At 62.0% G+C, this 12996-nt stretch carries 14 protein-coding genes; 8 read left to right on the forward strand and 6 right to left on the reverse strand.

The annotated features are described in order from the left end of the window. Positions 1 to 12 precede the first annotated feature (12 nt). Positions 13 to 990, reverse strand: a complete 978-nt coding sequence (locus tag AC07VG_RS05430; RefSeq protein WP_495002401.1) for a Bug family tripartite tricarboxylate transporter substrate binding protein — start codon at positions 988 to 990, stop codon at positions 13 to 15. A 247-nt stretch (positions 991 to 1237) separates the two neighbouring features. On the opposite strand from AC07VG_RS05430, the gene AC07VG_RS05435 reads away from it, so the two are divergent. Next, positions 1238 to 1909: a response regulator gene (locus AC07VG_RS05435; RefSeq protein ID WP_495002402.1), complete on the forward strand. Its 672-nt coding sequence runs from the start codon at positions 1238 to 1240 to the stop codon at positions 1907 to 1909. Beyond that, positions 1902 to 3290: a sensor histidine kinase gene (locus tag AC07VG_RS05440; RefSeq protein WP_495020617.1), complete on the forward strand. Its 1389-nt coding sequence runs from the start codon at positions 1902 to 1904 to the stop codon at positions 3288 to 3290. Before AC07VG_RS05435 ends, AC07VG_RS05440 begins: the two co-directional genes overlap by 8 nt. 140 nt (positions 3291 to 3430) lie before the next feature. Here AC07VG_RS05440 and AC07VG_RS05445 read toward each other — a convergent pair whose 3' ends face one another. Then, entirely contained in the window at positions 3431 to 4252 is an 822-nt protein-coding gene (locus tag AC07VG_RS05445) for an HDOD domain-containing protein (RefSeq protein WP_495002404.1), read from the reverse strand. Positions 4253 to 4275: 23 nt separating this feature from the next. Next, complete coding sequence (gene ygfZ / locus AC07VG_RS05450) at positions 4276 to 5217, reverse strand: CAF17-like 4Fe-4S cluster assembly/insertion protein YgfZ (protein WP_495002405.1); 942 nt, start codon at positions 5215 to 5217, stop codon at positions 4276 to 4278. Positions 5218 to 5367: 150 nt separating this feature from the next. On the opposite strand from ygfZ, the gene AC07VG_RS05455 reads away from it, so the two are divergent. Together AC07VG_RS05455 and AC07VG_RS05460 are read left to right on the forward strand one after the other, a co-directional pair. After that, entirely contained in the window at positions 5368 to 5622 is a 255-nt protein-coding gene (locus AC07VG_RS05455) for an FAD assembly factor SdhE (protein ID WP_100944438.1), read from the forward strand. Continuing rightward, complete coding sequence (locus AC07VG_RS05460; RefSeq protein WP_495020618.1) at positions 5606 to 6058, forward strand: protein YgfX; 453 nt, start codon at positions 5606 to 5608, stop codon at positions 6056 to 6058. The genes AC07VG_RS05455 and AC07VG_RS05460 overlap by 17 nt, the downstream gene beginning before the upstream one ends. Here the strand turns inward: AC07VG_RS05460 and nadB are convergent. Next, positions 6027 to 7643 (reverse strand): L-aspartate oxidase, encoded by a 1617-nt coding sequence (gene nadB, locus AC07VG_RS05465; RefSeq protein WP_495002407.1) that lies wholly within the window; start codon positions 7641 to 7643, stop codon positions 6027 to 6029. The genes AC07VG_RS05460 and nadB overlap by 32 nt on opposite strands. 541 nt (positions 7644 to 8184) lie before the next feature. Between nadB and rpoE the strand changes: the two genes are divergently transcribed. The 4 genes from rpoE to AC07VG_RS05485 all read left to right on the forward strand — a co-directional run bounded on the left by rpoE (position 8185) and on the right by AC07VG_RS05485 (position 12017). Further along, positions 8185 to 8766 (forward strand): RNA polymerase sigma factor RpoE/AlgU, encoded by a 582-nt coding sequence (gene rpoE, locus AC07VG_RS05470; RefSeq protein WP_017127586.1) that lies wholly within the window; start codon positions 8185 to 8187, stop codon positions 8764 to 8766. A gap of 31 nt (positions 8767 to 8797) precedes the next feature. After that, positions 8798 to 9391: a sigma-E factor negative regulatory protein gene (locus AC07VG_RS05475; RefSeq protein ID WP_495002408.1), complete on the forward strand. Its 594-nt coding sequence runs from the start codon at positions 8798 to 8800 to the stop codon at positions 9389 to 9391. 8 nt (positions 9392 to 9399) lie between these two features. Next, positions 9400 to 10377, forward strand: a complete 978-nt coding sequence (locus AC07VG_RS05480; protein ID WP_495002409.1) for a MucB/RseB C-terminal domain-containing protein — start codon at positions 9400 to 9402, stop codon at positions 10375 to 10377. A gap of 206 nt (positions 10378 to 10583) precedes the next feature. Next, positions 10584 to 12017, forward strand: a complete 1434-nt coding sequence (locus tag AC07VG_RS05485; RefSeq protein ID WP_495002410.1) for a DegQ family serine endoprotease — start codon at positions 10584 to 10586, stop codon at positions 12015 to 12017. Between the two features lie 63 nt (positions 12018 to 12080). Here AC07VG_RS05485 and AC07VG_RS05490 read toward each other — a convergent pair whose 3' ends face one another. Both AC07VG_RS05490 and AC07VG_RS05495 read right to left on the reverse strand, forming a co-directional pair. Further along, complete coding sequence (locus AC07VG_RS05490) at positions 12081 to 12566, reverse strand: RDD family protein (RefSeq protein ID WP_495002411.1); 486 nt, start codon at positions 12564 to 12566, stop codon at positions 12081 to 12083. Positions 12567 to 12681: 115 nt separating this feature from the next. Next, entirely contained in the window at positions 12682 to 12894 is a 213-nt protein-coding gene (locus tag AC07VG_RS05495; RefSeq protein ID WP_495002412.1) for a cold-shock protein, read from the reverse strand. Between the last annotated feature and the right edge of the window lie 102 nt (positions 12895 to 12996).

A 12996-nucleotide genomic window follows, 5' to 3' on the forward strand; every position in this document is an offset into this window, starting at 1 on the left:
AGGCGCAGGTGATCACTGGATCAGGCCGAATTCCTTGGCCAGCACCTTGTAGTCGGCGACCTGCTGCTTCACGTAGGTGTCGAGCTCGGGGCCGGTCATGGCGAAGGGGAACAGCGCGCGCTGGTCGCGCAGCTTGGCGAACTCTTCCGAGGCCAGGAGTTTGTCGAAGGCGGCTTTCCACCAGGCGTAGTCTTCGTCGCTGACCTTGGGCCCCAGGTAGAAGCCGCGCACCACCGGCCAGACGATGTCGTAGCCTTGCTCCTTGGCGGTGGGGATGTTCTTCATTTCCGGCTTGTCCAGGCGTTGTTCGGCTAACACCGCCAGCAGGCGCATGTCGCCGCTCTGGATGTACGGCATGGAGTCGGCAGTGTCGGTACTGCCGACCTGGGTTTGCCCGCCCAGCAAGGCCGTGATGATTTCGCCACCCCCTTCGAGGGCCACGTAACGCAGGTTGCGCGGGTTGATCCCGGCAATCTTGGCGATCAGCGCGGCCTGCATCCAGTCTTGGCCACCAACGGTGCCGCTGAAACCGATGACCACCTTGCTCGGGTCGGCCTTCAGTGCCTTGACCAGGTCGGCGAGGGTTTTATACGGTGAGTCGCGTTTCACCGCGATGGCGCCGTAGCTGGTACCAACGGTGGCCAGCCAGCGCACGGCGCCTTCATCGAAACGGCCGAACTTGCCTTGCGCCAGGTTCAGCAGCGAACCGCTGGACCAGGCCACCAGGGTGTTGGCATCGGCCGGGTGCTGGGTGATCACGGCGTTGTAGGCCACGGCTCCGACGCCACCGGGCATATAGGTGACGCGCATGGGCGTGCTGAGGATTTGTTCGTTGAGGAGCGCGCTTTGCGCCAGCTTGCAGCTCAGGTCGAACCCACCGCCGGGGGCGGCCGGGGCGATGCATTCGGGGTGTTCGGGTTCGCCGGCGAAGAGCTGTCCGGCAAGCAGTAAACACCCGGCGGCGAGGGCGAAGGTGCGTAATGGCGGCATGGTGGAGTACTCCGTTATTGTTCTTGTGCGGGCGCCACCACGTTGAAGTGCTTTCGGCTTCAGGGGTGGTGGTGGGCAGTGCTCGTAACTTCCCGTTAAGGGATTATAACGGATCAATCTTTCACTATGCTTTCAGTGTGATAGGCCCTGCAAACAGAGGCGGTGATGACTAGCGGTGGTTTGTTTATCCGGTAGACTCCGGCCCCGGAAGGGCGTTTGACGTCACCCTTGTCGAGGTAGGAAAACCATGCGTGTGCTTCTGGTCGAAGACCATCCCCAATTGGCTGAAAGTGTGGCCCAGGCGCTCAAGAGCGCGGGGTTGACCGTGGATGTGCTGCACGATGGGGTGGCCGCTGACCTGGCATTGAGCAGTCAGGAATACGCCGTGGCGATTCTTGACGTGGGCCTGCCGCGCCTGGACGGGTTCGAGGTGCTGGCCCGTTTGCGTGCACGGGGCAAGAACCTGCCGGTACTGATGCTGACCGCGCGCAGTGATGTGAAGGACCGCGTCCATGGGCTGAACCTGGGGGCGGACGATTACCTGGCCAAGCCGTTCGAGCTCAGCGAGCTGGAGGCGCGGGTCAAGGCGTTGTTACGGCGCAGCGTTCTGGGCGGTGAGCGTCAGCAGCGTTGCGGTGCGTTGGTCTACGACCTGGACACCCGGCGTTTTACCCTCGGCGACGAACTGTTGACCCTAACGTCTCGTGAACAGGCGGTGCTCGAAGCGTTGGTTGCCCGACCCGGTCGGGTGATGAGCAAGGAGCAGTTGGCCGCGCAGGTCTTCGGACTGGACGAGGAGGCCAGCACCGATGCCATCGAAATCTACGTGCATCGTCTGCGCAAGAAGCTCGACGGCCAGGCGGTGGCCATCGTCACCTTTCGCGGTCTCGGCTATCTGCTCGAGCATCGCGATGCATAAGGCCGGCAGCCTGCGCTGGCGGCTGCTGCGCGACCTGGCGCTGTTGCTGGTGGTGTTGATGCTCGCCAGCGGTTGGAGTGCCTACAACAATGGTCGCGAGGCCGCGGACACGGCTTATGACCGCACCCTGCTGGCCTCGGCGCGAACCATTGCCGCGGGCCTGTCGCAACACGACGGCAGCCTGAGCGTCAATGTACCGTATGTCGCTCTGGACACTTTTGCCTATGACAGCGCCGGGCGGATCTACTATCAGGTCAACGACATCCACCGGCAGTTGATTTCCGGTTACGAAAACCTCCCTGCACCACCGCCCGGAACGCCGCGCACCGATGACTATCCGGCGCTGGCGCGGTTCTACAATGGCCAATATCGGGGGCAGAAGGTGCGGGTGGTGAGCCTGCTCAAGGTGGTCAGCGAGCCGAATATGAACGGCACGGCGGAAATTCGCGTGGCCGAGACCGTTGAGGTCCGGGAGAACATGGCCCGCAGCCTGATGGCCGACACGCTGTTGCGCGTGGGGATGCTGGCGCTGGGGGCGCTATTGCTGGTGGGGTTTGCCGTGAGCGCGGCGTTGCGTCCGCTGGAACGTTTGCGCGCGGCTGTGGAGGAGCGTCAGCCGGATGATCTGCGGCCCTTGCCGCTGGTGGAGGTGCAGCATGAGCTCCAGCCGTTGGTGCGCTCGCTCAATCACTTCACCGAGCGCCTGCGTCGACAGTTCGAGCGCCAGGGGCAGTTTATCGCCGATGCCGCCCATGAGCTGCGCACGCCTCTGGCGGCGCTCAAGGCGCGTCTCGAACTGGGCTTGCGGGCGACGGAGTCGGCGACCTGGCGCGAGACCCTGGAGGCCGCGGCCCAGGGCACGGACCGCCTGACCCACCTGGCCAACCAGTTGTTGTCGCTGGCGCGGATCGAAAATGGCGCACGGGCGATTGCCGAGGGCGGCGCGCAGTTGCTCGACCTCAGTCAGCTGGCGCGGGAGCTGGGCATGGCGATGGCGCCGTTGGCCCATGCGCGGGGCGTGGCCTTGGCACTGGAGGCCGATGAACCGGTGTGGCTGCGGGGCGAGCCGACCTTGCTCAACGAGCTGTTGAGTAATTTGGTGGACAACGCCCTGGCCCATACGCCGTCCGGGGGCAATGTGATCCTGCGGGTTGGTTTGCCGGCGGTGCTCGAGGTGGAGGACGACGGGCCGGGGATTCCGTGGGAAGAGCGGGGGCGGGTCTTCGAGCGCTTTTACCGGCGCCATCAGCAGGGCGTCGGCGCCGGGCTGGGACTGGCGATTGTCGGCGAGATCTGTCGGGCGCACCTGGCGCAGATCACTTTGCATGATGCGCAGCCCCACGGCCTGAAGGTCCGCGTGAGCTTTATCGCCACTTCCTGAAAACACCACAAAACTTTGTCGCTGGCTTGCCAGCGATGAGGCCCGTGGGCCTTGCATCGTCTGATCGGCGGTCATCGCCAGCAAGCCGGCTCCCACAATAATCCGTCATCGGACACAGATTTTGTGTAGGGGGCCCGTTTCTAGCGGAACATCTCCCGTGCCTCGTTGAGCTGATCACTGAGGGTGCTGCTCTCCGCGTCCAGCCCCAACTTGATAAAGGCTTTCAAGTCGCCCAGGGCAATCTGCCCGAAAGGATGCTCCGTGCCCTGATGGCAAAACACACTGGCAATCTGCACCAGACCGATATAGTCGATGTTTTTGCTGTCACGTTCCAGGTTCAGGTATTGCCCGGGCAGCTTGGCGAGCATTTCCGGAAACTCCCAGACCTTCAGCAACTCATCCCCGAGCAGCGGATGAATGCTATCGATCACGTGATCCAGGCTCAGCGGATCGGCGAGCAACTCGTAGTGATCCTCGGCATAGGTCAGGATCGGCAGGACGCCGATCTGGTGCACCAAACCGCCCAACGCCGCCTGGTCCGGCTTGAGCAAGGTGAAGTTGCGGCACAGCACGTAGCAGACCCCGGCGATCTCCAGGCTCTTGCGCCAGACCTCACGCATCTTCTGCTCCACCACTTCGGAGCGGGCATGGAAAATCTGCTCCATGACCAGGCCGATGGCCAGGTTGCTGCTGTAGTTGACCCCCAGCCGGGTGATGGCGGTGTGCAGGTCGGTGACTTCATGGCTGGCCCGCAGCAACGGACTGTTGACCACCTTGATCAGGCGTGCCGACAACGCGGTATCGCCACCGATCACTTTGCTCAAGGTGCTGACGCTGATCTCCGGATCTTCGGCTGCCTTGCGAATCTTCAGGGCCACTTCCGGCAGGGTCGGCAGAACCAGATCATCGTTGTCGATGGCCTTGACCAAATCCTGTTGGACCTTTTCCGCCAGCTTGTTCATTTCAATTCTCTAGGGCGGTGCGGTTAACGCTGGATTTCGCTGTCGCGATCCAGTTGATAGGGCAGGTCCAGCAGTGTCAGGGCCGGACCTTGCAAATCACCCAGATGGACATGACCTGCTTCTGCAGCTTCGGCCTGCAGAACGGCCAGTAGTTCAATGCCATTTTCCGCCTGGGCGGCAATCACCACTTCACCGATGGCACTGCCATGGGAGGGGGCGAACAGCGCGCTACCCGGCTCCGGCAGTTGCTCGGCGACCAGCGCCAGACGATAGAGGCGGCGTTTGAGCTTGCCCAGGTACTGCATGCGGGCGACGATTTCCTGCCCTGTATAACAGCCTTTTTTGAAGCTTACGCCACCGACGGCCTGCAAATTGAGCATTTGCGGGATAAACAGTTCGCGGGTCTGTGGCATGACCTGGCCGATCCCGGCCCGCACCTGACCCAGCAGCCAGGTGTTCAGATCGGCTTCGCGCAACGCTCCGGCCAGTTGCTCGCGGACCCGAGCGGCCTGGTCCGCCGGGACCCAGAGTTCGCTGCGCGCCGGGGAAACCCGCAGGGCGATCAGGCCGTCCGCGCGGACCACCGCATCGGTCTCGCTCGGCAGCTCAAGGCCCAGGCCACGCAAGGCGGCGTCGGCGTCGCCGAGCCCGAAGCGGACCCAGCCGGCGCTTTCGTCGGTGAGTTTGGATTTGGAGAACACGGCGTATTTTTTCAGGTCCGCCAGTTGCGCTTCCAGCAGCTCGCTCGCCATTGCCAGCAGCACGCCGTCGCCTTCGAGCAGGATACGAAAACTCGACTGCATGCGGCCTTTTTGCGTGCAGCGCGCACCGAGGCTGGCCCGGGCGTCACTCAGGTAGTTGAGGTTGCAGGTCAGTTGGCCCTGGAGGAACTTGGCGGCGTCGGTGCCGCGAACGGCAAGAACGCCTTCGTGGGTCAGCGTGCAGAAAAAAGCGGAATCGGCCATGGGTCATCGCAGCGGCAAAAGGATGGGAGACATCATAGAGGGGCGCCTGGCAAATGGGTAGTTCACAACGCTGCCGGCGCCCCCGACCAAAGCCGACTGTCGGCGCGCGCGCGGGGCTGTATACTTGCGCTCAAATTTGAGGAGCGCTCCATGGTCGAAGATGTAGAACTCAATCGCCTCTATTGGCACAGCCGCCGCGGTATGCTGGAGCTGGATGTGTTGCTGGTACCGTTCGTCAGGGAGGTGTACCCGCATCTGAGCCAGGCCGACCGAGACTGCTATCGCAACCTGCTCGAATGCGAAGATCAGGACATGTTCGGCTGGTTCATGGAGCGCTCCGAGTCGGAAGATCCTGAGTTGCAGCGAATGGTTCGCATGATCCTGGATCGTGTCCAGCCCAAGTAATCTGTTCGAATGTCGCTGGCAGGCCTCACGGCTGTTGCCGGCGGCCTATCTCGGGGCTCTCGGCCTGGCCCTGGTTTCGCTTTGTCTGCTGGATATTCCGCTCTGGGCAAGTCTGTCCGGGGCTTTGCTGTGCCTGGCCCATGGCGCCTGGGTGCTGCCACGGCAGTTGTTGCTGAGTCATCCGTCGGCTTTTACCGGTTTGCGCCGCGACGAGCAGGGCTGGCAACTGTGGAGTCAGGCCACGGGCTGGCAGTCGGTGCAGTTGTGCCGCGACAGCCTGGCCTTGCCGTGGCTGGTGGTGCTGCGTTTTCGTTTGCCGGGTGAGCGCCGGGTCCGTGCGCTGTGTGTGCCCTGGGATGCACAGGCGCCGGACATGCATCGGCGCCTGCGCGTACGCTTGAAATTCAGTCGGCGTAGGTGGGCGGCACCAGGATAGTGTCCAGCGCTTCGGGCAACAGGTCCGGATAGTCGAGGGTGTAATGCAGGCCCCGGCTTTCCTTGCGTTCCATCGCCGAACGAATCATCAGTTCGGCGACCTGGGCCAGGTTGCGCAACTCGATCAGGTCGCGGCTGACTTTGTAGTTGCTATAAAACTCATCGATCTCGTCCAGCAGCAGGCGCACCCGGTGTTGTGCCCGTTGCAGGCGCTTGTTGGTGCGCACGATGCCGACATAGTCCCACATGAAACGCCGCAGCTCGTCCCAGTTGTGCGCGATGATCACGTCCTCGTCCGAGTCGGTTACCTGGCTCGCATCCCAGCTCGGCAGCGCGGCCGGTACGGCGACCTGCGGCAGCTGCTGGAGAATGTCGGCCGCCGCCGAGCGGGCGTAGACGAAGCATTCGAGTAGCGAGTTGCTGGCCATGCGATTGGCGCCGTGGAGGCCGGTGAAGCTGGTCTCGCCGATGGCGTACAGGCCGGGGACATCGGTGCGGCCCTGTTGGTCCACCAGCACCCCGCCGCAGGTGTAGTGCGCGGCCGGGACCACCGGGATCGGGCCTTTGGTGATGTCGATGGAGAATTCCAGGCAGCGCTCGTACACCGTCGGGAAGTGCGCCTTGATAAAGGCTTCAGGCTTGTGGCTGATATCCAGGTAGACGCAGTCGATCCCCAGGCGCTTCATTTCATGGTCGATGGCCCGGGCCACGATGTCCCGTGGCGCCAGCTCGGCCCGTGGGTCGAAACGCGGCATGAAACGTTCGCCGTTGGGCAGCTTCAGGTGCGCGCCTTCGCCACGCAGCGCCTCGGTGATCAGGAAACTCTTGGCCTGCGGGTGATACAGACAGGTGGGGTGGAACTGGTTGAACTCCAGGTTCGCCACCCGGCAGCCTGAACGCCAGGCCATGGCGATGCCGTCGCCGCAGGCGCCGTCGGGGTTGCTGGTGTAGAGGTAGACCTTGGCTGCGCCACCCGAGGCGAGCACGGTGAAGCGCGCGCCATAGGTGTCGACCTCACCGGTGCCGCGATCGAGTACGTAGGCGCCCAGGCAGCGGTCGCCGGCCAGGCCCAGGCGTTTTTCGGTGATCAGGTCGACGGCGACCCGTTGTTCCAGCAGCTCGATATTGGGGCGCTGGCGGGCTTGCTCCAGCAGGGTCTTGAAGATCGCCGCGCCGGTGGCATCGGCGGCATGGATGATGCGCCGATGGCTGTGGCCGCCCTCGCGGGTCAGGTGGAACTCGAAACCGCCGTCATCGGCGCTGGCTGCTTCGTCGCGGGTAAACGGCACGCCCTGGTCGATCAACCACTGGATGGCCTCGCGGCTGTGCTCGACGGTGAAGCGCACGGCGTCTTCGTGGCACAGGCCGCCGCCGGCGTTGAGGGTGTCCTCGACGTGGGACTGCACGGTGTCGGTGTCGTCGAGCACCGCGGCGACCCCGCCCTGGGCCCAGAAGGTCGAACCATTGGCCAGGTTGCCCTTGCTCAGTACGGCAATGCGCAGATGGCTGGGCAGGGTGAGCGCCAGGCTCAGGCCGGCGGCACCACTGCCAATCACCAGCACATCGTGTTGAAAATGTCGGCTCATCTGAAACATCCGAAAAAAGCGCCCGGGGGCAGTTACCGGGCCCCGCCCGACAGCCCACTAGTATATGGCTGGGGGGAGCGGCACAATAGCCGGGCCTTTGTGGCATTGTGAAAGGGCTGTGGGCGTTGAGTGTGCGCCAGTCCATGCCGCCATGCATGCGCTTTTGCAGGGTAAGGCGATGATTTTTCAGCTATAACCAAGGCTCAGGCAGCCGTGGTCAGCATAACCATCACAATGCCATCACCCGCTGGGGGTTCCGGGAACTTTTACGGGGCTCCGGGCTCCCATGCGGGGTGCCTGAAAGAAGGGGACAGCGTCGGCTTTGTGCGAGGTGCCTGAGACGGCCCGCGCAAGCAGATTCGACGACCAGATTATTCACGCAGTCGGCGCTGGCCGTGCTGCGTTTTTCGTGTGTGTCCGTTCGGCGGATCACAGGAAACTTGCTTGAAGGGGGAGAACTTTTGCCAGAAGCCCGAGTCTATGTTTGCAAGCCTGGTCAATTAGCGATGCGCGCCTCCTTCAGGTCCTATGAGGAGTGTTCATGCTAACCCAGGAAGAGGATCAGCAGCTGGTCGAGCGCGTTCAACGCGGCGACAAGCGGGCATTTGATCTGCTGGTGCTGAAGTATCAGCACAAAATTCTCGGGTTGATCGTGCGATTCGTGCACGACACCCATGAAGCCCAGGACGTTGCACAAGAAGCCTTTATCAAAGCCTACCGTGCGTTGGGCAATTTTCGCGGTGACAGTGCCTTTTACACCTGGCTCTACCGCATCGCCATCAACACGGCGAAGAACTATCTGGTGTCCCGCGGTCGCAGGCCACCAGACAGCGATGTGAGTTCAGAGGACGCGGAGTTCTACGACGGCGATCATGGCCTCAAGGACCTCGAGTCGCCGGAGCGTGCATTGCTGCGGGATGAGATCGAAGGCACTGTCCATCGGACCATCCAGCAGCTGCCAGAAGATTTGCGTACGGCTTTAACTTTACGTGAATTCGACGGTCTGAGTTATGAGGACATTGCAGCGGTCATGCAGTGTCCGGTGGGCACCGTGCGCTCCCGGATTTTCCGCGCTCGGGAGGCCATCGATAAAGCCCTGCAGCCGTTGTTGCAGGAAACCTGAGACAGCGGCGACAGCCAAGAGAGGAACCGCCATGAGTCGTGAAGCCCTGCAGGAATCGCTGTCCGCGGTGATGGATAACGAAGCGGATGAACTGGAATTGCGTCGGGTGCTCAATGCCCTTGACGATGCCGAGACCCGTGCCACCTGGTCTCGTTACCAAATCGCCCGGGCAGTGATGCACAAAGAACTGTTGGACCCGCGCCTGGATCTCGCCTCGGCTGTTTCCGCGGCCCTGGCCGGTGAGGAAGTCCCGGCGAAAACTACTCGTGGTCCCTGGCGTACCCTCGGGCGTCTGGCCGTGGCGGCTTCGGTCACCTTGGCCGTGCTGGCCGGTGTACGTCTGTACAACCAGGATGACATCGTCGGTGCCCAACTGGCCCAGCAGTCGAACCAGCCAGGTCTGGTTGCGCCGACGGCCAAAGGCCCTGCGGTGCTGGCCGGCTACACTGAAAGCCGCGACCAGGCGACTGGCCCGATGGCCAATGGCGTGTTGCAACAAGGCCAGTCCGGCTGGCACGACCAGCGTCTACCAGGCTACCTGCGCCAGCATGCGCAACAGGCCGCACTCAAGGGCACTGAAAGCGCTCTGCCTTATGCCCGTGCCGCCAGCCTGGAAAACCGTTAAGGAGGATCATGCGCGCGCTACCTCTTCTAACGCTGGTGCTCAGTGGCTGGTGGGTTCTTCCAGCCCAGGCCGATGAGGCCCAGGACTGGTTGAACCGTCTTGGGCAAGCCGAGCAGCAGCAAAGCTTTCAGGGCACTTTCGTCTACGAACGCAACGGTAGTTTTTCTACCCATGGCATCTGGCACCTGGTGCGCGATGGCAAGGTTCGTGAACGTCTGATCCAGCTCGATGGCTCGGCACAAGAGGTTGTTCGCGTCGATGGTCACACCCAGTGCGTCAGTGGTGCATTGGTGGCGGGGCTCGGCGATATGCCCGATTCCCATACCCGCCCGCTGGATCCGCAAACACTCAAGACCTGGTATGACATCGCTGTCGTCGGCAAGTCGCGCGTGGCCGGTCGTCCGGCCGTGGTGGTTTCGCTGACGCCGCGTGACCAGCACCGTTATGGTTTTGAACTGCATCTGGACCGTGAGACCGGTTTGCCCTTGAAGTCATTGTTGCTCAATGACAAGGGGCAGTTGCTCGAACGCTTCCAGTTCACTGAATTGAATACCACCCAGCCTCCCGAGGAGAGCCAGGTGCAGCCAAGTGCCGAGTGCAAGCCGGTGGTCCTGTTGACCAACCAGGCCCAGCCCAAGGCGCAGGCACTGGGGGCTGCGGCAGCCCAGTTGTGGCATTCGGACTGGCTGCCAGCGGGTTTTGAACTGGTCAGCAGCACGGCGCGGGTCGACCCGGCGACCAAGGTCCAGGTCAGCAGCTTGATGTATGACGACGGTCTTTCACGGTTTTCGGTGTTCCTTGAACCCCTCAACGGTGCCTCGGTGACAGACGCCCGGGCCCAGTTGGGGCCGACGGTCGCGGTGTCTCGACGCCTGACCACGCCGGGCGGCGATATCATGGTCACGGTGGTGGGGGAGATTCCGATCGGTACCGCCGAACGGATTGCGCTGTCCATGCGTTCCGGTGACGCTCAGGCCAAGCAATGAGCAGCTGAATCATGAGGCTTGCTGGGGGCTGGTGCGGAAATGTCTGGTGATCAAATTCATTTGCAAATATCCCTGAATTTTCCTATAGGTCAGAGCTTCTCGGCTCTGGCCTTGTTTGCTGTTTCCGGTCCAGAAGTCCCGGCGTGTCATGCCCGGGGTTTGCTGGGGCCTATCGCTTAATCATGCTCGTTGTTCACGGGAGCCATATGTCGATGCCACGCTTGAAGTCTTATCTGTCCATTGTCGCCACCGTCCTGGTGCTCGGCCAGGCGTTGACCGCCCAGGCCGCTGACTTGCCCGACTTCACCCAACTGGTGGAGCAGGCTTCGCCTGCGGTGGTCAACATCAGCACCACCCAGAAACTGCCGGATCGCAAGGTCTCCGACATACAGGGCCTGGAAGGCCTGCCGCCGGAAATCCAGCAATTTTTCCGTGGTTTCCCGCAGCCGCGCAGTCCAAAAGGCGGTGGCAGTGGCGGTGGTCGCCAGCGTGAAGCCCAGTCCCTGGGCTCGGGGTTCATCATCTCCAAGGACGGCTACATCCTGACCAACAACCACGTGGTCGCCGACGCGGACGAGATCGTGGTACGCCTGGCTGATCGCAGTGAGCTCAAGGCCAAGCTGGTAGGCACCGATCCGCGTTCCGACGTGGCGCTGCTGAAGATCGACGGCAAGGACCTGCCGACCCTCACGTTGGGCAAGTCCAAGGACCTGAAGGCCGGCCAGTGGGTCGTGGCCATCGGTTCGCCATTTGGCTTTGACCATACCGTGACCCAGGGCATCGTCAGCGCCGTGGGACGCAGCCTGCCGAACGAGAACTATGTCCCGTTCATCCAGACCGACGTGCCGATCAACCCGGGTAACTCCGGTGGTCCGCTGTTCAACCTCAAGGGTGAAGTGGTCGGGATCAACTCGCAGATCTACACCCGTTCCGGTGGCTTCATGGGGGTTTCCTTCGCGATCCCGATCGATGTGGCCATGGACGTATCCAATCAACTGAAGGCCGGCGGCAAGGTCAGCCGTGGCTGGTTGGGGGTGGTGATCCAGGAGGTCAACAAGGACCTGGCCGAGTCGTTTGGCCTGGACAAACCGGCCGGAGCCCTGGTCGCCCAGGTGCAGGACGGTGGCCCGGCCGCCAAGGGTGGCTTGCAGGTCGGTGACGTGATCCTCAGCATGAACGGCCAGCCGATCGAGCTGTCGGCCGATCTGCCGCATCTGGTCGGCGCGTTGAAAGCCGGTGAGAAAGCCTCCCTGGAAGTGATTCGTGAAGGCAAACGCAAGACCGTGGACCTGACGGTCGGTGCGATTCCGGACGAAGGCAAGGAAATGGATATCGCCAAGGCCAACGGCGCCGAGCGCAGCAGCAACCGCCTGGGGATTTCCGTGGTCGAGCTGAGCGATGACCAGAAGAAAGACAATGACCTCAAGGGTGGCGTGGTCATCAAGGACGTCCAGGACGGTCCCGCGGCCTTGATCGGCCTGCAGCCAGGCGATGTGATCACCCACCTGAACAACCAGGCGATCACCAGCGCGGCGCAGTTCACCGAGATTGCCAAGGCTCTGCCGAAGAATCGTTCGGTGTCCATGCGCGTGCTGCGTCAGGGACGTGCCAGCTTCATTACCTTCAAGCTGGCTGAATAAGCCCGACTGAAGTCGCCGTATGAAAAAGCCCGCCTCGGAACAGGTGGGCTTTTTTTTGCCTGCTCACCTGGCTGGCTTGGGCAGCCGGACCAACTGGCTATTGGAGTAGATGTCGTGCCAGCTGCGTTTTTGCTTGTCGACCAGCGACCAGAGGAAACCCAGGCCGAACAGCCAGGAGGCAATGGACACGATAAACCGCAGCAGCGCCTGCCAGAGACTGATGGCCGTACCGTCGGCGTTCTGTACGCGAATCCCCCAGACCTGCATGCCCAGGGTCTGGCCCTTGTAGGTCCAGAACTTGGCGAAAAAGCCGAACAGCACGAACACCAGGATCGTCGACAGCAGCGGGTCGCCGTCCAGTGCCCCGGCATCGGATAGCTTGCGCAGTTGCTGCTCGCCGACAATCGCCATCTGCACCAGCTTGTAGACAAAGCCGGTGACGATCAGCAGCGCCGTACACAGCAAGAAGTCATAGAACATCGCGGCCAGGCGACGGCCCAGGCCGGCGGCGGGAAAATCGCCCTGGGGGCTCAGCGCGTGTTTCGACATGGCGGCTCTCTCTGTGGGGGCTGAAAAAAGCCATTTTACGAAATTGCGTCAATAAAAAAGCCCCTGATATCAATATCAGGGGCTTTTCATTGCAAGAAGGTTGGTTCCCGGGGGATCAGGCTTCCGCTTGCACTTCATCCGCCTGCATGCCTTTCTGGCCCTGCACGGCGATGAAGGTCACTTTTTGGCCTTCTTTCAGGCTCTTGAAACCGTTGCCCTGAATAGCGCGGAAATGGACGAACAGATCCGGACCGCTTTCTGGAGTGATAAAACCAAAACCTTTCTCGTCGTTAAACCACTTGACGATACCCTTCTGACGATCAGCCATTTTCTTATTTCCTTGACGCTAAAATTAATGACAGTCCCTTTCATATGAAAGAGTACTGGGCTGGGTTGCAGGAAAGTAAGAGACGTCGAACGGGTTGTAGCA

This window comes from Pseudomonas sp. GW821-FHT03C07 (assembly GCF_059420925.1).